This window comes from Massilia sp. TWR1-2-2 (assembly GCF_049897565.1).
GTDB lineage: Bacteria > Pseudomonadota > Gammaproteobacteria > Burkholderiales > Burkholderiaceae_D > JAFCUW01.
The window spans coordinates 47,084-69,633 of record NZ_JAFCWM010000008.1; the positions used below are offsets into that span (position 1 = coordinate 47,084).

The following is a 22,550-nucleotide window of genomic DNA, read 5'->3' on the forward strand; positions in this document are numbered from 1 at the left end:
ACCATGAAATTTGAACACCTGATTGAAATTAACGACCCGCTCAACCCGCTGATCGACCCGCTCACGCGTGAGCAGGTGTGGCGCGGTCTTGTGCTGCATGCCGAGTCGCCGAAACTGTTCGTGCCGCACCTGGACGAGTGCACCATCGGCGAGCGCACCGATAGCGGTTTTACCCGCAGCCGCCGCTTCGGCGAACTGCGCATCGACGACCGCGTCACGTTGACGCCGCTGCAGCAGATCCGCTACGATGTCCATGCGCAGGGCGACATCAGCGCGTCGAACCTGACGGTGACGATCGAGGCGCCGGAAGAGCACATCCTGTTCGTGCGCTTTCGCTACGACGACGGCCACGACGCGGCCACCGATGCGGCCAACGCCATGTACGACGAGTTCAAGAAATCGGCCTACCAGGAAGCCGACATCGACGTCATCCGCCTGCTGCGCGAGCTGGCAGCCGAAGGCCGGCTCGATGCCAGCTACCTGAACTAGCCGGCCGCTGCGCCCTTGCGGCGGCTAGACGCCGGGGGCGTCGATGACCACCGCCGGATCGGGCGCGCCCTTGGCCAGCGCGGCATGCAGCGCGCGCAGCGCGGTGCGCACGCCCTCTTCCACCACCGGGTGGTAGAACGGCATGTCGAGCATCTGGTCGACCGTCATGCGCGCCTGGCAGGCCCACGCCAGCAGGTGGCCGATATGCTCGGCACGCGGCCCGATCATCTCGGCGCCGAGAAAGCGGCCGGTGCCGTATTCGCCGTACACGCGCAGCATGCCGTGATTTTGCAGCATCACGCGGCTGCGGCCCTGGTTCTCGAACGACACCATGCCGAGCGCGAATTTGGGCCGGCCGTCGGCGCACAGTTCGCGGTAGCCGGCGCCGACGGTGGCGATTTGCGGCTCGGTAAAGGCGATCGTCAGCGCGGTGCGGCGCAGGCCCGGACGCACGTCCGGATAGCGGCCGGCGTTGGCGCCGGCGATGCAGCCCTGGTCGGCCGCTTCAGGCAGCACCGGGCGCTCGTTGTCGGCGTCGCCGGCGATGAAGATGTGGCTGGCGCCGCACTGCATGGTGCGGCGGTCGAACAGCGGAATGCCTTGTCCGTCCAGTTCCAGGCCGGTGTGCTCGATGCCGATCGCGCCGACGTTGGGCGCGCGGCCGGCAGCCATCAGCACGTAGTCGAATCGTTCGCGGTGCTCGGCGCCGGTGGCATCTTGCGATACGAGCAGCACGCCGGCGCCGTCGCCGCTGGCGCCGACGATGCGGTTCTGGAAGCGCACATCGAGTTCGGCGCCGAGCACCTTGGTGGCGTCGTGCAGCACTTCCGGGTCGGTCAGCTGCGCCAGGCTGCCGCCGCGCGCGAAGAAGCTCACGCGCACGCCGAGCCGGCTCATCGCCTGGCCCAGTTCAAGACCGATCACGCCGGTGCCGATGACTGCCATCGACTGCGGCAGGTCGGTCAGTTCGAAGATGTCGTCGCTGACGATGACGCCGGGGCCGCCGTCGGCCAGTTGCGGCAGGCGAAACGGCGTCGAGCCGGTGGCGATCACCACGCGCGCCGCTTGCACGGTGGTGTGCTCGCCAACCTGCAGCGTGTGCGCCGCGGTGAAACGGGCCTGGCCGACCAGCCGGTCGGCCTCGGGAATGCGTCCGACGCCGTCGACGACGAAGCCGACGAAGCGGTCGCGCTCGCGCCGCACGCGCTCCATCACGGCGCGCCCGTCGATGCGCACTTCGCCCGGATGCACGCCGAAGCCCGGCGCCGCCTGCAGCATGTGGGCCGCGTCGGCGGCGGCGATCAGCAGTTTGCTCGGCATGCAGCCGACCCGTGCGCAGGTGGTGCCGTATGGCCCGCCCTCGATCAGCACGGTGCGCGCGCCCTGCACGACGGCGGAGCGGTAGGCGGACAGGCCGGCAGTGCCGGCGCCGATGATGGCGACGTCGACGTCGATAATTTTCATGTGCGGTTCCTGGGGTGGCGGATGCTGCAGTTCTCGATAAGCGATGATACGCCACGCCGGGAATTGACGAGCGGGCCGCCGATTTTGCTTACGCCGCGTCGTCCGCGCCGGCGCCATCCTTGTCGCCGGTGACCATTGCCTTGACCAGGTTTTCGCGGTGCTGCCAGCTGGTTGCAAGCACGCCGCCGACGTGCAGCGCGATCAGTCCGACCAGCAGCCAGGCCAGCGCCTCGTGCACGCGCACCGGCCACGCATAGCCCCACAGCAGGTCGGTACCCATCGCCCAGCCGCTCAGCGCCACCAGGCTCACGCAAGAAAGCAGCGCCACCACCATCGCGCCGCCCAGCGGGTTGTGGCCGAGGTGGCGCGTGGCGCGCCCGGCCAGCACCGCGCGCAGATACTGCCAGGTGGCGGCGGGGCCGCGCACGAACTGGCCGAAGCGCGCATAGCGGTTGCCGAACCGGCCCCACGCCAGCCGCGCCGCCACCGCCGCCGCCGAGCCGTAGCCGATGTATTCGTGCGCCGGCCCGGTGTCGGCGCTGGTGAACCAGGCCGCGCCAATGCTGGCCGCCAGCGTCCAGTGCAGCAGGCGCACCGGCGCATCCCAGACGCGCTGCTTGTTTTTCAATTACTCTTTGACGCGCTTGAAGGTGACCGGATCGAAGAACGCCTCGATGCGCTTGCCGTGCGGGTCTTTCGCATACACCTCGTAGCACGAGTTGGTCGCTTCCATGCGGCGGATGACCCACCCTTCGGCCGTCAGTTTGGCCGCCAGTTCGGTGTGCGGCTTCCACTCGGCTTTCGGCCGGGTCGTGCATTTGACGTCGCCGTGGGCGAAGGCGCTGCTGGCCGTAAAGGCAAGGACGAGGGTGACGATGATCGATTTCATGCTGGCTCCATTGAGGGAAAGGGTGCGCGCCGCGGCGGTCAGGTGATCGCCCAGCGGCGCAGCAGGTTATGGTAAATGCCGGTCAGGCGCAGCAGCTCGTCCTGGTGCGCCGCCAGCGCCGGCGTCAGCTTCTGGATCGACGGGTCGAGATCGAACAGCAGCGCGCGGTTCGCGTCGTCGCCGACCAGGCTTTCGATCCACAGGAACGACGCCACCCGAACGCCGGCGGTGACGGGCGCCACGCGATGCAGGCTCGATGACGGATACAGTACCATGCTGCCGGCGCCAAGCTTGATTGCCTGGGCGCCGAACTGGCCTTCGATTTCCAGTTCGCCGCCTTCGTATTCGTCTGGCTCGGCCAGGAACACGGTGGCCGACAGGTCGGCGCGCATCGACAGCGCAGTGCCGGGGATCTGCATGACGGCGCTGTCGACGTGGGTGCCGTAACTGCCGCCGCCGGCGTAGCGGTTGAAGCGCGGCGGGTAGATCCTGCGCGGCAAGGCGGCTGAAATGAACAGCGGATCGGCGCCGAGGTGGCGCAGCAGGTGGTTGCCCAGGCTGATCGCCGGTTCGGCGTTTTCGCCCAGCTGCTCGTTGCTCTTGACGTGGCGCGCCAGCGTGCCGGCGCTAACGGCGCCGGCCTGCCACGCGGCCTGGTCGAGATGGGCGCGGAACTGGCGCACTTCGTCCTTGTTCAACACGTTTTCGATGGTGATCAACATGGATTGCCTGTGCTTTCTCTCAGTGCTGCGATGCCGATGTCGTCAATGGTAGCGCAGCCGGCCAGCGCCATGACGAGAATCACTCTCATTTGCATTTATGTTGAGCTATCCCAAGCGGGCATGACTATATATCGAGCGGATCGACCTCGAGCGACCATTTCACCCGGCTCTTCATCTCGCGCAGCAGCGCCAGCCACTGCTTGAGGAAGGCCTGCAAGGCCGGCCGCGAGGGCGACTCGACCAGCAGCTGCGCGCGATCGACGTTGTGCACGCGCGTCATCGTCATCGGAATCGGATCGTGGACGGTGATGCCGTCGGTGGCCAGGCAGTCGCGCGCCTGCTCGAGGAACTCGATGGCGCTGGCAAGTTCACGCGCTTCGGCGCGCAGCAAGGCCTGGTAGACGAACGGCGGCAGTGCGGCATCGCGCCGTTCGTCGAGCAGGCCGCCGGCGAAGCGCTCGTAGTCGTGGTTCACCACCGCGGCGTACAGCGGATGCGAGGCGTAGCGGGTCTGCACCAGCACTTCGCTGACGCTGCCGCCCTCGTTGCGCGCGGCACGGCCGGCGCGGCCTGCCACCTGCATCAGCTGGGCGAACAGCCGCTCGCTGGCGCGGTAGTCGTGCGAGAACAGCGCGGTGTCCGGATTGAGGATGCCGACCAGCGTGAGCTTCTTGAAGTCGTGGCCCTTGGCGACCATCTGGGTGCCGATCAGGATGTCGACCTCGCCGCGGTGGACGCTGTCGAACGCCGCCTGGGCGCTGCCCTTCTTGCGCGTCGAGTCGGCGTCGATGCGCAAAATGCGCGCGTCGGGGAACAGCTGCTGCAGGCCTTCTTCCACGCGCTGGGTGCCGCGTCCGAGCGGCTGCAGGTCGACGTTGCCGCAGGTCGGGCAGTGGCGCGGAATGCGCAGCTCGAGGCTGCAGTGGTGGCAGCGCAGCCGGTGCTCCGGCTTGTGCAGCACCATGTGCGCGGTGCAGCGGGTGCATTCGCTGATCCAGCCGCACGCCTCGCAGCAGATCACCGGCGCATAGCCGCGCCGGTTCAAAAACAGCAGCGACTGTTCGCCGCGCTCCATGCGCTGGCGCAGCGCCGCCACCAGGTGCGAGGTCAGGCCGTCCTTCGGCCGGTCCTTCTCCATGTCGAGCAGCTTGACGCGCGGCAGCACCGCATCCTTGACGGCGCGCTCGCGCAGTTCGAGCTTGCGGTAGCGCCCCGAGCCGGCGTGGTGCCAGCTTTCCAGCGACGGCGTGGCCGAGCCGAGCACGATCGGGATGGCCAGCTGGCGCGCGCGCCACACCGCCAGGTCGCGCGCCGAATAGCGCAGCCCTTCCTGCTGCTTGTACGACGGGTCGTGCTCCTCGTCGATGACGATCAGGCGCAGGTGCGGCAGCGACGCCAGGATCGACAGGCGGGTGCCGAGGATGATGCGGGCCTGGCCCTGGTGGGCGGCGAGCCAGTGCAGCATGCGCTCGCCCTCGGACAGGCTGCTGTGCAAGGTGGCCAGCATCAGACCGGGGAAGCGCGCACGGATATTGCCCTCGAGCTGGGGCGTCAGGTTGATCTCCGGGACCAGGATCAGGATCTGCGCGCGCGCGTCGCGCGCCAGCACCTGGGCGCAGGCCTGCAGATACACTTCGGTCTTGCCGCTGCCGGTGACGCCGTACAGCAGGATCGGCGTGAAGCCGTCGGCGCCGCCGATGGCGTCGGCCGCCAGCTGCTGGGCGTCGTTGAGCAGCGGGGTGCCGACGGCGGTGTCGTCGCCGGCGCCGCGATCGCCCTTGGCCAGCTTCTTGAGCGCGCGGTCGAGGGCCACGGTGGTCAGCACGCGCAGGTTCTTCGGCAGGCCGGGCAGCGCCACTTCGCCGAGCGGGCGCTGATAGTAGTCGGCGGCGAAGGTGGCCAGCGCCAGCCAGGCCGGCGACAACGGCGACAACTGGTTGCGCACGGCCAGCGCATCCTTGAGCTTTTCGGCCGGCACGTCCGTCTCGGTGCCCACCGCGACAATCAGCCCGACCACCTCGCGCCGGCCAAAACTGACCAGCGCCAGCTGCCCGGCCAGCGGCTCGGCGCCAGCGGCGCACGGCCAGCGGTAATCGAAGCAGCTATTGAGCGGCGTGTCGAGCGCGATCGTGAGGATGCAGAACGTCATTCAGGCGCTTCGGGCCGACGCCGCGCAGCCGCCAAAGGGTGCTGTCGAGCATGTGGACAACTTTGTGGACAATAGCATTCGGCGGCAGTCGTAAAGTTTGTTGTTAATCAAGAGACTAACGGATCGACCGAAAATCAAGAAAAAATTGTCTTTTATAATCAATCACTTGGAAATCGCGTCATAGACACGTCACATTTGCGTTTCTAACTGCGCGGTTGTGCATAACTGATCGATCCGGGCAATCTTCCTCGCGCAGCAGTGTGCGAAAAAACACAACGATCGGCCTTCAAGCGCCGCTTTGCGGCGCCGGAGATATTGGCGCCGGAGATTGCGCCCGCTCCCTCGAATGCATATGAAAATATCATGCATTGCAGCACCAACCTCATGTGAAACCTGCGCAACCGCGCTAAGTCACGGAAACCAAAGGACTTTCACTTTTTATCCACACAGCCTGTTGATAACTTTGTGGACAATGTTCGGAAAAGCGTGCGTTCCCTCTGAAACCATCCCCTTGCTGCGCTTTGGTGCCGCACCGCAAGAGATTTATTCTCCATGTAAATCAAGCACTTGGAAAAAAGATGGCAAGCCAGCATCACCGTCCCGATCTAATTATTGCCTCAACGAAACATGTGAATAAGTGTGAATATGTAAGGCCGCTAACTGGCGCAAACCGCCTCAGCCGGCCCGCTGCGCGCGGCTGAAGCCGTGCACCGCTTCGACCATCGCGGTCACCGATTCGGGCGGCGTGAACTGCGAGATGCCGTGGCCGAGGTTGAACACGTGGCCGGAGCCGGCCGACGGCTTGCCATAGGCGGTCAGCGAACGCTCCACTTCGGCGCGGATCTGCTCCGGGCTGGCGAACAGGATGGCCGGGTCGAGGTTGCCCTGCAAGGCGACCTTGTGGCCGACCAGCGCGCGCGCGCGGCCCAGGTTGACGGTCCAGTCCAGTCCTACCGCATCGGCGCCGATGTCGGCGATCTGGTCGAGCCACAGTCCACCGCCCTTGGTAAATACCACCGCGGGGATGCGCACGCCGTCCTTGTCGCGCTTGAGCTGCCCGATCACCTGCTGCATGTACTCGAGCGAGAACTCCTGGTAGGCGCCGTCGGCCAGCGCGCCGCCCCACGAGTCGAAGATCATCACGGCCTGGGCGCCGGCGTCGATCTGCGCGTTCAGGTACTGCGCCACGGCGCTGGCATTGGTTGCCAGGATATGGTGCATCAGGTCGGGACGGTTGTAGGCCATCTTTTTGATGGTGTGGAACTCCTTCGAGCCGCCGCCTTCGACCATGTAGCAGGCCAGTGTCCAGGGACTGCCGGAAAAACCGATCAGCGGCACGCGGCCGTTCAGTTCAGTGCGGATCTGGGTGACGGCCTTGAACACGTAGTCGAGCGATTCCATGTCGGGCGCGCGCAGCGCCATCACGTCCGTTTCGGTGCGCAGCGGGCGCTCGAATTTCGGTCCTTCGCCTTCGACGAAGTACAGGCCCAGGCCCATCGCGTCGGGCACGGTGAGGATGTCGGAAAACAGGATCGACGCGTCCAGCGCGTAGCGGTCGAGCGGCTGCAGCGTCACTTCGGTGGCGTAGTCGGGATTTTTCGCCAGGCCGAGGAACGAGCCGGCCCGCTCGCGCGTGGCGCGGTATTCGGGCAGGTAGCGGCCGGCCTGGCGCATCAGCCACACCGGCGTGTAGTCGGTGGGCTGGCGCAGCAGCGCGCGCAGGAAGGTGTCGTTCTGGAGCGGGGCGAATTGGGGCATGGGAGCAGGCGGTAGCTTGGAGAAAGGCGCTATTATCGCACTGTCCGGTCGCGCTTCGCACACTTGCCGCTGTCGCAAGAGTGGATGTTTGGCGCGGGATTATCTATCATGCCATACCGCCTCCACCAGATCGCCCGCCAATGACCATATCGAACAGCAAACAAGCCGCCGTCTGCGGCGCCTGGCCTTCGCCCATCAGCGCGGCCATCGTCGCCGCCGGCGCGTCGCCGTTGTCGCAGGTGGTGCAGGACGGCGCCGACACGTACTGGCTGGCCGGCCGCGCCAGCGAGGGCGGCCGCACCACGCTGCTGCGCCAGCGCGGCGCCGACGTCGCCGAGCTCACGCCCGCGCCGTTCAATGTGCGCAGCCGCGTGCACGAATACGGCGGCGGCGCCCTGCTGGTGGCCGACGGCGCCGTCTACTTTTCGAACTTCGCCGACAACCGGCTGTACGTGCTGGCCGAAGGGTACGGCGCGGTCGCGCTGACGGCCGAGAGCTCGCACCGCTACGCCGACTTCGTGCTCGACCGCCAGCGCCAGCGCCTGGTCGCGGTGCGCGAAAGCCATGCCGCCGACGGTCATCCGGTCAACACGGTGTGCGCGATCGGCTTCGACGGCAGCGAGACGGTGCTGGCCGAAGGCAGCGATTTTTATGCCGCGCCGCGCCTGTCCCCTGGCGGCAGCCAGCTGGCCTGGATGAGCTGGAACCACCCGCGCATGCCATGGCAGGGCACCGAACTGTGGCTGGCCGATATCGACGCCGGCGGCGTTATGGTCAACGCGCGCCTGGTCGCCGGCGGCGCCGACGAGTCGATCTGCCAGCCTGAATGGTCGCCCGGCGGCGTGCTGCACTTCGTCTCGGACCGCAGCGGCTGGTGGAACCTGTATCGCTTCGACGGCACGGCGGCGCAACCGCTGTGCGAGCGCGCCGCCGAATTCGGCGCGCCGCACTGGTCGTTCGGCGGCTCGATGTACGGCTTCCGCTCGGAGCACGAAATCATCTGCACCTATATAGAGAACGGCGTGAGCCGGCTGGCACAGCTGTCCACCGGCAGTGGCAAGCTCCAGTTGATCGCCAATCCGTATGAAGAGATCCGCGAGCTGCGCGTGGCCGGCAGCGTCGTCGCCCTGCTGGGCGGCGCACCGACCATCCCGTTGGAACTGGCGCGCATCGACCTCTACACAAGCGGGCACGAAGTGCTGGCCCGCTCGATCACCGAGCTGCCCGATGCAGCCGACCTGTCGGCCCCGGACAGCATCACCTACCGGACCAGCGGCAACCGGTTGGCGCATGCCTTTTACTACCCGCCCCGCAACGCCAGGTTCGAAGCATCGCCCGGCAGCAAACCACCGCTGATGGTGATCAGCCACGGCGGGCCGACCAGCATGGCCAGCAATACGCTGAAACTGGCGACCCAGTTCTGGACCAGCCGCGGCTTCGCCGTGCTCGACGTGAACTACGGCGGCAGCAGCGGCTTCGGCCGCGCGTACCGCGACGCGCTCAAAGGTCAGTGGGGCGTGATCGACGTCGACGACTGCGTCGCCGGCGCCCGCCACCTGGCCGCGCGCGGCCTGGTCGATCCGGAGCGGCTGGTGATCCGCGGCGGCAGCGCCGGTGGCCTGACCACGCTGTGCGCGCTGACGTTCCACGACGTGTTCAAGGCCGGCGCCAGCTACTATGGCGTGTCGGACCTGAAGGGTCTGGACAACGACTCGCACAAGTTCGAATCGCACTACAACGAGTACCTGATCGCGCCGCAGCCCGAAGCGGAGATGCTGTACCTGCTGCGCTCCCCGATCAACCACGCCACGCAGCTCAAGCGGCCGATGATCTTCTTCCAGGGGTTAGACGACAAGGTGGTGCCGCCGCAGCAGTCCGAAGTGATGGTCGCCGCGCTGCGCGATGCCGGCGTGCCGGTCGCCTACATCACGCTCGAAGGCGAAGGCCACGGCTTTCGCAAGGCCGACAGCATCGTGCGCACGCTCGAAGCGGAGCTGTATTTCTACCTGCGCATCTTCGGCGTGACCTCGCCCGAGCCGCTGGCGGCGGTGGCGATCGACAATCTGCCGGAAGACGCATGACGACAAGCAGTTTGCAGCAGCAGTTCAAGGCGTTCACGTCCACCCAGCAGCTGATCGCGGCGCTGCTGGCGCTGGCAGGCGAACCGATGGGCAAATCGCGCATCGTGCTGCACCTGGCCGAGCTGGGCGTCGTCATCCCGTCCACCACGCTCGACGACGACATCGAGCTGTTCAAGGCGCTCGGCATCGCCAGCGAATCGGTCGGCCGCGGCTTGACCCTGGCCCCGGACGCGGTATGGCCGGCGATTCGCATCGTGCTCGACAACGACATGCTCGAGCCGCTGCGCCGGGTCTACGAAAAGATCACGCCGCTGCGGCGCAACTGGGAAGGCGCGGTGGTGCTGCGCAGCTATCGCCAGGGCGTGGCGCTGCTGCGCATGGCGCTGGTCGGCGGCGAAGATGCGCGCACCGTCGGCGCGCTGCTCGAAGCGTGCATGGCCTGCCACGAAGCGCTCTACCTGCATCCGCTGGTCGACATCTGCGCGCGGCCCTTCGAGCCGGCCATGTTCGAACGGATCCACCCGGCCATGCAGGACGAGGTGCTCGGCATCGTGATCGCCAACGCGCAGCGCGAACCGGCCAGCGCGCCGCTGCTGCGCGACTTTGCCGAGCGCCAGGCGGCGCGCCCCGGCGCCTCGATGTTCCTGCGCTCGGCGCTTGCCGAACACCTGATCCTGTGCGGCCGGCTCGACGACGCCGCGCGGCTGCTGGCCGACATGGACCTGTCGTATGCGCAGTTCTACAACGCCGTCATCCTGCTGCTGCGCGACCGGCGGGACGAAGCGATGCCGATGTTCGAGCAGGCGTTGAAGGCGCTGCGCAAGGAGACCGGCAAGCGCAAGGCGGTCTTCGGCGGCATCGGCGGCCACCTGTACGTGCTGGCCTTGATTCGCAGCGGCGAGCCGAAACACGACAAGCTGGCCGACGCCTACCTCGACATCGCCACCCGCGCGGTGCAGAACCATGACACCGCCGTCTACGTGCAGCTGGCGATGCTGCGCCATATCCGCGGCGGCACCGTCGACCCGGAAGTGCTGCCGTCGCGGAACTGGGAGTCGGCGCTGCAGCCGGCGATGTTCCGCGCGCTGATGCATTACTGGCTGGCGCTGCCGCATTTGAGCGCCAGGCGCGAACAGCTCGAGGAGCATTTCGACGAGGCGCAGCGCGCCGGCTTCGACCTGCTGGCGGCGCAATTTGGCTCGCTGCTCGGGCGCCTCGGCGCGGTCGGCCTGGACCAGCAGGCGATCACGCTGCGCCAGCGCCACCGCCTCACCGACCTGGCCACCTGGTTCGAGCGCGAGGAGCCGTGGCAGCGCCAGCTCAACGCGCTGATTAACCTGCAGCCGGCGGTGAACGTCGAAACGGTCAAGGAGTCGCGCCTGGTGTGGATGATCGGCTACGACCCGAGCTGGGGCATCAACAGCATCGAGGCGCGCGAGCAGAAGCGCGACGCGCAGGGCGGCTGGAGCAAAGGGCGCATGGTTGCGCTGCGGCGCCTGTCCGAGGAAGCCGGCGAGCTCGAATTCCTCACCGCCCAGGACCTGAACGTGATCGCCACCATCAAGGCGTTCAAGTACTACAGCCATAGCGGTTCGCGCTACGAGCTCGATAACGACAAGGCGGTCGCCGCGCTGATCGGTCACCCGCTGCTGTTCTGGATCGATGCACCCGGCACCCGCCTCGAACTGCTGCCGGGCGAGCCGGAACTGCTGGTCAAGGCGCGCGCCGGCGAAGTGATGATCACGATGCGCCCGCCGGTGTCGGCCGGCTCGGACGATATCGAGATCACGAAGGAAACGCCGACCCGGCTGCGCGTGGTGCGCGTGACGGCCGAGCACCGGCGCGTCGGCGCCATCATCGGCGACGGCCTGGTGGTGCCGCTGCACGCAGAAAAACAGGTGCTCAAGGCGATCAGTGCGATCTCGTCGATCGTCACGGTGCAGTCGGACATCGGCGGCAGCGCCGCCGACATCGACCAGGTCGAAGCCGACCCGCGCCTGCACGTGCACCTGCTGCCGTACCAGCAGGGCCTGAAGATGCAGGTGCTGGTGCGCCCGCTGCCGGGTGCCGGCGCCTACTACCCGCCCGGCAGCGGCGCCGAGAGCGTGATCGCCGACGTCAATGGCGTGCGGGTCGAGGCGCGCCGCAGCCTCAATGCCGAGCGCGAAGCCGAGCGCCAGCTGATTGCGGCCTGCCACAGCCTCGAGTACGCCGAAGCGGAGCACGGCGAATGGCTGCTTGGCCAGCCGGTGCCGTGCCTGGAGCTGCTCAGCGAACTGCAGGAGCTCGACCCGGCCAAGGTGCTGGTGGCGTGGCCGGAGGGCGAGTCGTTCAGGGTCAGCAAGAAGGTCGACTCGAAATCGGTGCGCCTGACCATCAAGCGCGACAAGGACTGGTTCGCCGCCAACGGCGAAGTGCAGGTCGACGAGACGCGCATCATGGACCTGCGCGCGCTGCTCGACATGCTGCGCTCGAGCCAGGGCCGCTTTGTCGCGCTGGGCGACAACCAGTTCGTGGCGCTGTCGTCGGAACTGCACCGGCGCCTGATGGAGCTCGCTTCCTTTGGCGACAACCACGCGGACGGCGTGCGCGTGCATCCGCTGGCCAGCTTCGCGCTGGAAGAACTGGCGGAGGGTGCCGGCGGCGTCAACGGCGACAAGCTGTGGAAAGAACACCTCAAGAAGATGGCCGACAACAGCGCGTTCACGCCGCAGCTGCCAAGCACGCTGCAGGCCGAACTGCGCGACTATCAGCTGGAGGGCTTCGAGTGGCTGGCGCGCCTGGCCCACTGGGGCGTGGGCGCCTGCCTGGCCGACGACATGGGACTTGGCAAGACAGTGCAGGCGCTGGCGCTGCTGCTCTCGCGCGCGCCGCAGGGGCCGGCGCTGGTGATCGCGCCGACGTCGGTGTGCATGAACTGGATCGCCGAGGCGGAGAAGTTCGCGCCGACCCTGAAGGTGAAGCTGTTCGGCGCCGGCGACCGCGCGGCGATGCTGGAAGGCGTCGAAGGCTTCGACCTGGTGATCGCCAGCTACGGCCTGCTGCAGCTGGAAGCGGCATCGTTCGCCAAGGTGCAGTGGCACACCATCGTGCTCGACGAAGCGCAGGCGATCAAGAACAACGCGACCAAGCGGTCGCAGGCAGTGATGGCGCTGCAGGGCGACTTCCGCATGGTGGCCACCGGCACGCCGCTGGAAAACCACCTCGGCGAATTGTGGAACCTGTTCCGCTTCATCAATCCGGGCCTGCTCGGCACCAGCGACCAGTTCTCGCTGCGCTTCGCCGGCCCGATCGAGCGGGCGCAGGACAAGCGCGCGGAAGCAGGCGCGCGGATCCGGCTGCGGCGCCTGATCCGGCCGTTCATCCTGCGCCGCACCAAGGCGCAGGTGCTGGCCGAACTACCGCCGCGCACCGAAATCGTGCTGCCGGTCGACCTGACGGCGGAAGAAACGGCGCTGTACGAGTCGCTGCGCCGCGACGCCATCGAAAAGCTCGCCTCGCTGCAAGCGCCTGAGAGCCAGAAGTCGATCCAGATCCTCGCCGAAATGATGAAGCTGCGGCGCGCCTGCTGCAACCCGATGCTGGTGGCGCCCGAACTGGGACTGGCCAGCAGCAAGCTGGCGGTGTTCGCGCGCCTGCTCGACGACTTGCTGGAGAATCGCCACAAGGTGCTCGTGTTCAGCCAGTTCGTCGACCACCTGACCTTGATCCGCCAGCACCTCGATGCCCGCGGCATCGGCTACCAGTACCTCGACGGCTCGACGCCCATGTTGGAGCGCAAGAAGCGGGTCGACGCCTTCCAGGGCGGCGAAGGCGACGTATTCTTGATCAGCCTGAAGGCAGGCGGCGTCGGCATCAACCTGACCGCGGCCGACTACGTGATCCACATGGACCCGTGGTGGAATCCGGCGGTCGAGGACCAGGCGTCCGACCGCGCGCACCGCATGGGGCAGCAGCGGCCGGTGACGATCTACCGGCTGGTGGCGCGCCACACGATCGAGGAAGGCATCGTCGAGCTGCACAAGCACAAGCGCGACCTGGCCGACAGCCTGCTGGAGGGGTCGGACCTGTCGGCGCGCATGTCGCCCGGCGACATGCTGCGGATGCTGCAGGAGGGGCTGGCGCGCTGATACCTGCGTTTCGTGGGCCAGCCTGCTGGAGGGCTCGGATCTGTCGGCGCGGATGTCGCCGGGCGACATGCTGCGGATGCTGCGGGAAGACCTGGCGCGGTAACGGTCAAACGCTGGTGTCAGGTCTGACATTCGGACATTCCCCGGCCAAATGTCCGAATGTCAGACCTGACACCAGCATTTCGTGCAATCATGCTTTTTTTGACGGTGAGGCACCATGGAAGAAGACAATTCAGCGAAAGCCTCGGCCAACGCCCACGTGGTCGGCGTGAAGTCGTGGATCGCGTATTTCGGCACGCTGGTGCTGGCGGCGATCCTGTTTTTCGGCCTGCTGCCGCTGGCGTTCATGTGGAACGAGATCGCCGCCGGCGTGGTGTTCGTCGTCTCGGCGAGCCTGATCGGCTACCGGCTGCTGCTGCTGCGCAGCGTGCAGCTGTACTACGACGACGTCGGCGTGTGGACCTATTCGGGCATCCTGCCGTGGAAAAAGGGCCTGACCGGCGTGAAGTGGCGCGACATGGACGAAGCGACCTTCGTGCCCGGATTCTGGAGCTGGCTCACGGGCTCCTACACGGTGCGCATCGGCCATCGCTTCACCAAGGCCAACGAGATCGTGCTGACCAATATCGCGCGCGGCAAGGCGGCCGTCAATACGCTGAACGCATACCAGCAGGACTTGATCCGCACCAACGCGATCAACTGATGATGGACCTCGACGCGGCGAATGCCTTCGTGCGCGAGCACGGAGTGGTACTGGTGTCGGCTGCCGGCCCGGCGCCGAAACTGACCGAGGCGATCGCCGGTGAAAAGATCAAGGGCAGCTGGTGGGGCCACCCGAAGGGCAAACAGATTTTCCCGGTGCTCGAAGCGGTGTGCGGGCACGCCGATGTCCTGGTGTGCCGCCTGGTCGATGGCAAGCTGACACTGGTGCACCGGCGCCTGTGGCCTGCGCTGGCCGCAGCCGCCGCGCACTTTGCGCCCGAGCGCCTGTGCCAGGTGACGCAGCAGCACACCGCCGGCGGGCGCCATCGCAACGTCGAGACGCCGTTCGCCGACTGGCTGCCGGCCGGCGTGGAGGCAGAGGCCCGCGGCATCTGCCAGGCAGACGCGCTGGCTGCGCTGGGGCCGTGCGCAGATCGACCGCACCTGCATCCAATTGTATCAACGCCCCGCAACGGGCATGATTGATGCTAACCTGACGCGCGCGTTTGCACCTACTAACAAGGCTTTTACGATGATGAAAACGAAAATTGCGCTGGCCGTCCTGTTGACGACCTTCGCGCTGGCGCCCGCAAGCGCCGCCAAAGAAAAGAAGGCCGCCAAACCGGCAGCCGGCAAGGTAGCGAAGGCAGCGCCGAACAAGTCCGCCAAGGCTGGCAAGGGCGGCAAGACCGCCGACAAGGCACCGGCAGCGAAGGGCGGCAAGGCCGCTCCCAAGGCCGAACAGGCGCCGGCGCCGGTGGTCGCCGCGGCACCATCCTCAGGCCCGGCCGAACGCACGTCGGACCGTCGCATGGACAGCACCAGCATGCAGTTCCTCACCGCGCAATGGCGGCTCGATCCGGAAGCGGCGATCCGCGCCGGTAAATACGACGGCGCCGCCAGCCTGACGATCCCGAATGCGGCTACCCGCGCCGCCCGCATCACCTTCGCCGAGGAGTGGCTGAAACGATTTGCCAAGTTCGACGCGCGCGCACTGTCGGACAAGCAGCGCACCGACCTGGCGCTGCTGGTTAACAAGGTGCAGGCCGACCGCTTTCAGCTGGCCACGCTGCGCGAACACGAATGGAATCCTGCGATGTACAACATCGCCGAGCCGATCGACCTGATCCTCACCACCGAATACGCGGCCAAGCCACAGCGCCTTCGCACGCTGCTCAAGCGCCTGGCCAACGTGCCGGCCTACTACCAGGCGGCGCAGGCGAGCATCGTCAACCCGACCCACGAACACACGCAGCTGGCCATCGCCCAGGCGCCGGGCACCATCACGGTGCTGGCCGACCTTGGCAAGGCGGCGCAGGAATCGATATTGACGGCGCAGGAGAAAGCGATTTTCGCGCAGCGCATCGCCAACGCCGGCTCCGCGCTGATCGGCTACATCGACTTCCTCGCCGCGCTCGACAAGACGCAACAGCAAAAGCAGTCGGCACGCACTTTCCGGATCGGCAAGGCGCTGTACGAACAGAAGTTCGCCTTCGACATCCAGGCCGCCGGCAGCGCCGAGCAGACGTACCAGAAGGCGCTGGCCGCGCGCGAAGAGCTGCTGACGCGCATGGATGGCCTGGCCGACCAGTTGTGGACCAAGACCATGGGCGGCGCCGCCAAGCCGCAGGACCGCACCCGCAAGATCGGCATGGTGATCGACAAGCTGTCGGCCAACCACGTCGCGCGCGAGAACTTCTTCCCGGAGATCCGCCGCCAGATCGGCGTGCTGCAGGACTGGGTGGTGAAGAACAACCTGCTCACGCTCGATCCGAAGCGGCCACTCGAAGTGCGCGAGACGCCGCTGTACCAGCGCGGCATCGCCGGCGCCAGCATCGACGCGCCGGGCCCGTACCGGCCGCAGGACCGCACCTTCTACAACGTCACCCCGCTCGACGCGCTGACGGCGCAGGATGCCGAAAGCACGCTGCGCGAGTACAACCACTGGATTTTGCAGATCCTGAATATCCACGAGGCGGTGCCGGGACACTACGCGCAGCTGGTGTACGCAAACAAGTCGCCGTCGCTGGTCAAGTCGCTGTTCGGTAACGGCGCGATGGTCGAGGGCTGGGCAGTGTACGCCGAGCGCATGATGCTCGAATCGGGCTACGGCGAGAACGCGCCCGAAATGTGGCTGATGTACTCGAAATGGAACCTGCGCGTGGTGACCAACACGATCCTCGACTACAGCGTGCACGTGAACGGCATGACGCAGGCGCAGGCGATGGACCTGCTGGTGCGCCAGGCGTTCCAGACCAACGCCGAGGCGAGCGAGAAGTGGCGCCGCGTGCAGTTGAGTTCAGTGCAGCTGACCAGCTACTTCAGCGGCTACAGCGAAATCATGGAACTGCGCGAACAGCGCAAGCAGGCGCTCGGGCCGAAGTTCGCGCTCAAGGAGTTCCACGAGCAGTTCCTCAGCTACGGCAACGCGCCGGTGAAGGTGATCAGGGAGTTGATGCAGTAGGATCGAGACACCTGGCTTGGCTGGCGACTGCGAATCCAGGGTCCGACCCGAAGACCGGGTCAGCCCCCTGCTGCAGGCGCTCAGGCAGTTTCTTCGGGGGCTTGGGTATGCTTGACGAATACCGGCGCGACCATGATGCCCAGCTCGAACAGCAGGCACATCGGCAGGGCCAGCGCCAGCTGGCTGACCACGTCCGGCGGCGTCACGATGGCGGCGATGACGAAGGCGCCGACGATGGCGTAAGGCCGCACTTCCTTCAGCTTGGCCACGCTGACCACGCCCATGCGCACCAGGATCACTACCACCACCGGCACCTCGAAGGTGGCGCCGAACGCCAGGCACATCGACATGACGAAGTCGAGGTAGTTCTCGATGTCGGGCGTCACGGCGATCGAACTGGGCGCGAAGTCGCCGATGAACTTGAAGACGCGGCCGAACACGAAGAAGTAGCAGAACGCGACGCCGCCCATGAACAGCAGCGAAGACGACAGTACCAGCGGCAGCACCAGCTTTTTCTCGTGCGTGTACAGGCCCGGCGCGATGAACGCCCACAGCTGGTAGAACACCCACGGCAGCGCCAGGATGAAGGCGATCACCAGGGTCACTTTCATCGGCACCAGGAACGGCGCGATGACGCCGGTGGCGATCATCTTCGAGCCGACCGGCAGCGCGGCGATCATCGGCCGCGCGATGTAGTCGTAGATCGCCGCCGGCCCTGGCCACAGCATCAGGGCGGCGCAGATCAGGGCGATGCCGATCGACGATTTGACCAGCCTGTCGCGCAATTCGATCAGGTGGGAGATAAAGGTCTCTTCGCCCGCTGCAGTATCTGTCATTAGAAGAAGGAAGAGGGGGTGGAGGCGCGCGGCCGGAATTTCTTGACGCGCGCCGCGCCCGAGATCAGGTGGGTGCGCCCGCCATGGCGCTGCTTGTACCAGCCAGGCACCGCGGCGTTACGCGAGAGCTTCTTGCGGCGGAAGTCGCGCGCCTTGCGTTCGAGGTCGGACATCGACGCCGGCGACGGCGTCGTGGCCGGATGGTCGCGCCACGCCGCCTCGACATCGTCGGCGGCGCCCTGGAAGCTGCTCTCGACGTCGGCCTTGATCGAGTGCGCCGTTTCCGTCACTTCCTTGTGCAGGTTGCGCAGTTCGTCGAGCTCGATTTCGCGGCTCACTTCGGACTTGACCTGGTGCAGGTAGCGCTGGGCACGGCCGTACAAGGTCCCGGCCATCCGCGCCACCTTCGGCAGCTTCTCGGGGCCGATGACGATCAGCGCGACGACACCGATAATGGCGAGTTTGGAAAGTCCAAGATCGATCATGGATGGGCAAAGTCAGACAGGCGTGCCTGCTGGGCAGGCGCCGGCGTCAGAACTTCGATTTCTCTTTCGTCTCGACGTCGATGGTGGACTTGTCGGCAACCTGGGAAGGCGGCACGACGACGCCGGGCTTGTCTTCGTCGCCCTTGACGCCATCCTTGAAGCCCTTGACGGCCTTGCCGATGTCCGAACCCATGCCGCTGATCTTCTTGGTGCCGAATACCAGCATCACCACGACCAGCACGATCAACCAGTGCCAAATGCTCATTGAACCCATCATATTCTCCTTGCGCGGCGCCAGGCGCCTTCAATTCGTGGAAACGTACGGAACCAGTATACGCGATGCTGGGTTTTCGTGCCCTCAATCAGCGCTGGCCCCGCCATGGGCGCGGCCCGCCGTACATGTGCAGGTGCAGATGGTACACCTCCTGGCCGCCGTCGGGGCCGCTATTGATGAGGGTCTTGTAACCGCCGCCCGGGTTGCCGTCGGCGTCGTAGGTCACCGCGCAGCCATGCTCGGCGGCAAGACGGGGCGCCAGCGCCAGCATCTTGCCCAGCAATTCCGTGTGGCTGCCGTTGCATTCCGACAAGGTTGCCACGTGAATCTTCGGGATCACCAGCAGGTGCACCGGCGCGGCCGGGTTGATGTCCTTGAAGGCCAACAGGTCGTCGTCCTCGTACACCACGGCGGAAGGGATTTGCTTGGCGGCGATCTTGCAAAACAGGCAGTTGTCCACTGGTCGGCTCCGGTCAGTGTTTGTCGGTTTCGGGGGCGTCGCGCGAGGCGTCCTTGCGGGCCGCTTTTTCTTCGATGCCGGAGAGGCCTTCGCGCCGCGCCAGCTCGTCGAGCACCTGCTGCGGCGTCAGGTTGAACTGGGCCAGCATCACCAGCGAATGGAACCACAGGTCGGCGCACTCGTACAGCAACTTCGAGGCGTCGCCGTCGACGCGCGCGTCTTTCGCCGCCATCACCGTCTCGGTGGCTTCCTCGCCGATCTTTTTCAGGATGGCGTCGTCGCCCTTGGCGAACAGGCGCGAGACGTACGATTTGTCCGGGTCGCCGCCGTTCTCCAGCTTGCGCGATTCGATTACGGCTGCCAGGCGGGCCAGTGTCACGCTCATGTTGTTTTCTTCGGTTTGGTATAAATCGTTTTCGGATCCTGCAACACCGGGTCGACGCTTTTCCAGTCATCGCCGTCGAACTTCTGGAAGAAGCACGAGTGGCGCCCGGTATGGCAGGCGATCGAGCCGGCCTGCTCGATCTTGAGCAGCACCACGTCTTCGTCGCAGTCGAGGCGGATCTCCAGCACCTTCTGGATGTGGCCGGACTCCTCGCCCTTGTGCCACAGCTTCTTGCGCGAGCGGCTCCAGTACACCGCTTCGCCCAGTTCGACGGTGCGGGCCAGGGCGTCGCGGTTCATCCAGGCGAACATCAGCACGTCGCCGCTGGCCGCTTCCTGGGCGATCACCGGCACCAGGCCGTTCTCGTCCCAGCGGACCTTCTTGAGCCATGCATTGCCGGCAGTAGTCACGGTTGTCATGCTGTTCCTTTAATCGAGGCGCATCGGGATTCCCTGCGCCGCCATGAAGCGCTTGGCTTCTTCGACCGTGTGCTGGCCGTAGTGGAAAATGCTGGCGGCGAGCACCGCGTCGGCGCGACCGAGCTTGATGCCGTCGGCCAGGTCCTGCAGGCCGCCCACTCCGCCCGAGGCAATCACGGGGATGTTCACCGCGTCGGACACGCTGCTTGTCAAGCCCAGGTCGAAGCCGGACTTGGTGCCGTCGCGGTCCATGCTGGTGAGCAGGATCTCGCCGGCGCCGAGGCGCTCCATGTTCTGCGCCCAGGCGATTGCATCGAGTCCGGTGGCCTTGCGCCCGCCGTGGGTGAACACTTCCCACTTGCCGGGCGCAACGAGCTTGGCGTCGATCGCCACGACGATGCATTGCGAGCCGTGCTTTTGCGACGCTTCGAACACCAGCTCGGGATTGGTCACCGCCGAGGTGTTCATGCTGACCTTGTCGGCGCCGGCGTTGAGCAGGCGCCGCACGTCTTCGACGCGGCGCACGCCGCCGCCGACGGTAAGCGGAATGAACACGGTCGAAGCGACCGCCTCGATGATGTGCAAGATCAGGTCGCGGTCGTCGGAAGACGCGGTGATGTCGAGGAAGGTGATCTCGTCGGCGCCCTGGCCGTCGTAGCGGCGCGCGATTTCAACCGGGTCGCCGGCGTCGCGCAGCTCGGTGAAGTTGACGCCCTTGACGACGCGGCCGTCGGTGACGTCGAGGCACGGGATGATGCGTTTTGCGAGCATGGGTCAGGCTTCCCCTTCGCCCGTCAACTCGTCGGCGCGGACCTGCGCCGTGGCCAGGTCGAGCGTGCCTTCGTAGATCGAGCGCCCGCAAATGACGCCTTCGATGCCTTCGTTCTGCACCGCGCACAGCGCTTCGACGTCGGCCAGGTTGTGCACGCCGCCGGAGGCGATGATCGGCACGCGCACCGCCTGCGCCAGCTTGACGGTGGCCTCGATGTTCACGCCGCCCATCATGCCGTCGCGGCCGATGTCGGTGTAGACGATCGATTCGACGCCGTAGCCTTCGAATTTTTTCGCCAGGTCGATCACTTCGTGGCCGCTCATCTTGCTCCAGCCGTCAGTTGCCACCTTGCCGTCGCGCGCGTCGAGGCCGACGATGATGTGGCCCGGGAAGGCGCCGCAGGCGTCGTGCAGGAAGCCCGGATTTTTCACCGCGGCGGTGCCGACGATGATGTAGGTGATGCCGTCGTCGAGGTAGCGCTCGATGGTGTCGAGGTCGCGGATGCCGCCGCCCAGCTGGACGGGGATCTCGTCGATCTCGTTATCGAGGGCGAACTCCTGCACCACCTGCAGGATCGACTTGACGGCCGCCTCGTTCTTCGGCTTGCCGGCAAAGGCGCCGTTCAGGTCGACCAGGTGCAGGCGGCGCGCGCCTTTTTTCAGCCAGTGCAGCGCCATTTCGGCGGGGTCTTCGGAAAAGACGGTGGCAAGTTCCATATCGCCTTGCTTGAGGCGTACGCAGTGACCGTCTTTGAGGTCGATGGCGGGAATGAGCAGCATGGTCGGCGGTGTCGGTTAGTTGAGATGAAAAAATGGCGGAATCTACGGATTCCAGTGAACGAAATTTTTGTACAGCTGCAGTCCGGCGGTGGCGCTTTTCTCGGGGTGGAACTGGGTGGCAACGATGTTCTCGCGCGCCACGGCGCAGCAGAACTGGCCACCGTAATCGGCCTCGCCGACGACATCCTGCGGATCGACCGGCTGGGCGTAATAGCTGTGCACGAAATAGAACCAGGCGTCATCAAGGATGCCTTCCCAGACCGGGTGCGCGCGCGCCTGGCGCACGCGGTTCCAGCCCATCTGCGGCACCTTGAAGCGCGAGCCGTCCGGCTGCAGGCGGCCTTCGAGCTGGAAGCGCACGACGCGCCCGGGCAACAGGCCCAGGCCGGCGGTGTCGGCTTCCTCGCTGCGGTCGAACAGCATCTGCTCGCCGACGCACACGCCCAGCATCGGCCGCGTTTTGGAGGCACGCAGCAGCGCATCCTCGACGCCCGATTCGCGCAGGCTCTGCATGCAGTCGCGCATCGCGCCCTGGCCCGGCAGCACGATGCGATCGGCGCTATCGATGTCCGCCGCCTCGCCCGAAATGAGCACGTTCGCTTCCGGCGCGACCGCGCGCAGCGCCTGCGCTACCGAGCGCAGGTTGCCCATCCCATAGTCCACTACAACGATCTTGTTCATGGCTGATTCTTACAAGCTGCCTTTGGTGGACGGGATCGTGCCGGCGGAGCGCGCATCGAGTTCGGCGGCCATGCGCAGCGCGCGGCCAAATGCCTTGAACACCGTTTCGCACTGGTGGTGCGCGTTCTCGCCGCGCAGGTTGTCGATGTGCAGCGACACCAGCGCGTGGTTGACGAAGCCCTGGAAAAATTCGTGCGCCAGGTCGACGTCGAAGGCGCCGATCATCGAGCGCTTCCACGGCACGTGCATTTCGAGACCCGGGCGGCCGGAGAAATCGATCACCACGCGCGACAGCGCTTCGTCGAGCGGCACGTAGGCGTGGCCGTAGCGGCGAATGCCCTTCTTGTCGCCGATCGCCTTGGCGACCGCCATGCCGAGCGTGATGCCGGTGTCTTCGACAGTGTGGTGGGCGTCGATGTGCAGGTCGCCGACGCACTCGATGTCGAGGTCGATCAGGCCGTGGCGGGCAATCTGGTCGAGCATGTGGTCGAGGAAGGGCACGCCGGTGTTGAGCTTCTGGACGCCGGTGCCGTCAAGGTTGATCGCGACGCGGATCTGCGTCTCGTTGGTGTTGCGGGTAATTTCTGCGGTGCGGGTCATGGACGGGTACT

22 protein-coding genes are annotated in these 22,550 nt (G+C 66.3%); 6 read left to right on the forward strand and 16 right to left on the reverse strand.

All coding sequences use genetic code 11. The features are described 5' to 3' along the window. Nucleotides 1–3: 3 nt before the first annotated feature. Nucleotides 4–489, forward strand: coding sequence for an SRPBCC family protein (locus ACP7DD_RS09510; protein WP_426174520.1), 486 nt, complete (start codon nt 4–6; stop codon nt 487–489). A gap of 24 nt (nt 490–513) precedes the next feature. Here ACP7DD_RS09510 and ACP7DD_RS09515 read toward each other — a convergent pair whose 3' ends face one another. The 6 genes from ACP7DD_RS09515 to hemE form a co-directional block, all read right to left on the reverse strand. Next, a complete protein-coding gene (locus tag ACP7DD_RS09515; RefSeq protein ID WP_426174522.1) occupies nt 514–1,953 on the reverse strand; it encodes a dihydrolipoyl dehydrogenase in 1,440 nt (479 codons plus the stop codon). 88 nt (nt 1,954–2,041) lie between these two features. Beyond that, nucleotides 2,042–2,581 (reverse strand): cytochrome b/b6 domain-containing protein, encoded by a 540-nt coding sequence (locus ACP7DD_RS09520; protein WP_426174524.1) that lies wholly within the window; start codon nt 2,579–2,581, stop codon nt 2,042–2,044. Continuing rightward, nucleotides 2,582–2,842 (reverse strand): PepSY domain-containing protein, encoded by a 261-nt coding sequence (locus ACP7DD_RS09525; protein WP_426174525.1) that lies wholly within the window; start codon nt 2,840–2,842, stop codon nt 2,582–2,584. Between the two features lie 38 nt (nt 2,843–2,880). After that, the gene (locus tag ACP7DD_RS09530) at nt 2,881–3,564 is read right to left on the reverse strand and encodes a Fe2+-dependent dioxygenase (RefSeq protein WP_426174526.1); all 684 of its coding nucleotides are present in this window, start codon (nt 3,562–3,564) and stop codon (nt 2,881–2,883) included. Nucleotides 3,565–3,688: 124 nt separating this feature from the next. After that, the gene (locus tag ACP7DD_RS09535; protein ID WP_426174527.1) at nt 3,689–5,713 is read right to left on the reverse strand and encodes a primosomal protein N'; all 2,025 of its coding nucleotides are present in this window, start codon (nt 5,711–5,713) and stop codon (nt 3,689–3,691) included. A 675-nt stretch (nt 5,714–6,388) separates the two neighbouring features. Then, the gene (gene hemE, locus ACP7DD_RS09540) at nt 6,389–7,471 is read right to left on the reverse strand and encodes a uroporphyrinogen decarboxylase (RefSeq protein ID WP_426174528.1); all 1,083 of its coding nucleotides are present in this window, start codon (nt 7,469–7,471) and stop codon (nt 6,389–6,391) included. Between the two features lie 140 nt (nt 7,472–7,611). Between hemE and ACP7DD_RS09545 the strand changes: the two genes are divergently transcribed. The 5 genes from ACP7DD_RS09545 to ACP7DD_RS09565 all read left to right on the forward strand — a co-directional run bounded on the left by ACP7DD_RS09545 (nt 7,612) and on the right by ACP7DD_RS09565 (nt 16,848). After that, nucleotides 7,612–9,552 (forward strand): prolyl oligopeptidase family serine peptidase, encoded by a 1,941-nt coding sequence (locus tag ACP7DD_RS09545; protein ID WP_426174530.1) that lies wholly within the window; start codon nt 7,612–7,614, stop codon nt 9,550–9,552. Further along, on the forward strand, nt 9,549–13,682 hold the full coding sequence (locus ACP7DD_RS09550; RefSeq protein WP_426174532.1) for an SNF2-related protein: 4,134 nt from the start codon (nt 9,549–9,551) through the stop codon (nt 13,680–13,682). The genes ACP7DD_RS09545 and ACP7DD_RS09550 overlap by 4 nt, the downstream gene beginning before the upstream one ends. A 217-nt stretch (nt 13,683–13,899) precedes the next feature. Next, nucleotides 13,900–14,385 carry a hypothetical protein gene (locus ACP7DD_RS09555; RefSeq protein ID WP_426174533.1) on the forward strand — a complete coding sequence of 162 codons (486 nt, stop codon included), beginning with the start codon at nt 13,900–13,902 and terminating at the stop codon, nt 14,383–14,385. Continuing rightward, a complete protein-coding gene (locus tag ACP7DD_RS09560) occupies nt 14,385–14,870 on the forward strand; it encodes a hypothetical protein (RefSeq protein ID WP_426174534.1) in 486 nt (161 codons plus the stop codon). The genes ACP7DD_RS09555 and ACP7DD_RS09560 overlap by 1 nt, the downstream gene beginning before the upstream one ends. A 46-nt stretch (nt 14,871–14,916) precedes the next feature. Continuing rightward, a complete protein-coding gene (locus tag ACP7DD_RS09565; RefSeq protein ID WP_426174536.1) occupies nt 14,917–16,848 on the forward strand; it encodes a DUF885 domain-containing protein in 1,932 nt (643 codons plus the stop codon). A gap of 80 nt (nt 16,849–16,928) precedes the next feature. On the opposite strand, the gene tatC is transcribed toward ACP7DD_RS09565, so the two are convergent. The 10 genes from tatC to hisB all read right to left on the reverse strand — a co-directional run bounded on the left by tatC (nt 16,929) and on the right by hisB (nt 22,539). Further along, nucleotides 16,929–17,684: a twin-arginine translocase subunit TatC gene (tatC, locus tag ACP7DD_RS09570; RefSeq protein WP_426174537.1), complete on the reverse strand. Its 756-nt coding sequence runs from the start codon at nt 17,682–17,684 to the stop codon at nt 16,929–16,931. Beyond that, nucleotides 17,684–18,169 (reverse strand): Sec-independent protein translocase protein TatB, encoded by a 486-nt coding sequence (gene tatB, locus ACP7DD_RS09575; protein ID WP_426174538.1) that lies wholly within the window; start codon nt 18,167–18,169, stop codon nt 17,684–17,686. The genes tatC and tatB overlap by 1 nt, the downstream gene beginning before the upstream one ends. A 46-nt stretch (nt 18,170–18,215) precedes the next feature. Continuing rightward, nucleotides 18,216–18,443 (reverse strand): Sec-independent protein translocase subunit TatA, encoded by a 228-nt coding sequence (gene tatA, locus ACP7DD_RS09580; protein ID WP_426174539.1) that lies wholly within the window; start codon nt 18,441–18,443, stop codon nt 18,216–18,218. Nucleotides 18,444–18,531: 88 nt separating this feature from the next. Then, nucleotides 18,532–18,903, reverse strand: coding sequence for a histidine triad nucleotide-binding protein (locus ACP7DD_RS09585; RefSeq protein ID WP_426174540.1), 372 nt, complete (start codon nt 18,901–18,903; stop codon nt 18,532–18,534). 13 nt (nt 18,904–18,916) lie between these two features. Then, nucleotides 18,917–19,288 (reverse strand): phosphoribosyl-ATP diphosphatase, encoded by a 372-nt coding sequence (locus ACP7DD_RS09590; protein ID WP_426174541.1) that lies wholly within the window; start codon nt 19,286–19,288, stop codon nt 18,917–18,919. After that, entirely contained in the window at nt 19,285–19,707 is a 423-nt protein-coding gene (gene hisI, locus ACP7DD_RS09595; protein ID WP_426174542.1) for a phosphoribosyl-AMP cyclohydrolase, read from the reverse strand. The genes ACP7DD_RS09590 and hisI overlap by 4 nt, the downstream gene beginning before the upstream one ends. A 9-nt stretch (nt 19,708–19,716) precedes the next feature. Continuing rightward, the gene (gene hisF / locus ACP7DD_RS09600) at nt 19,717–20,478 is read right to left on the reverse strand and encodes an imidazole glycerol phosphate synthase subunit HisF (protein WP_426174543.1); all 762 of its coding nucleotides are present in this window, start codon (nt 20,476–20,478) and stop codon (nt 19,717–19,719) included. Between the two features lie 3 nt (nt 20,479–20,481). After that, on the reverse strand, nt 20,482–21,258 hold the full coding sequence (gene hisA / locus ACP7DD_RS09605) for a 1-(5-phosphoribosyl)-5-[(5-phosphoribosylamino)methylideneamino]imidazole-4-carboxamide isomerase (RefSeq protein ID WP_426174544.1): 777 nt from the start codon (nt 21,256–21,258) through the stop codon (nt 20,482–20,484). A 42-nt stretch (nt 21,259–21,300) separates the two neighbouring features. After that, complete coding sequence (hisH, locus tag ACP7DD_RS09610) at nt 21,301–21,939, reverse strand: imidazole glycerol phosphate synthase subunit HisH (protein WP_426174545.1); 639 nt, start codon at nt 21,937–21,939, stop codon at nt 21,301–21,303. 9 nt (nt 21,940–21,948) lie between these two features. Further along, entirely contained in the window at nt 21,949–22,539 is a 591-nt protein-coding gene (gene hisB, locus ACP7DD_RS09615) for an imidazoleglycerol-phosphate dehydratase HisB (RefSeq protein WP_426174546.1), read from the reverse strand. Between the last annotated feature and the right edge of the window lie 11 nt (nt 22,540–22,550).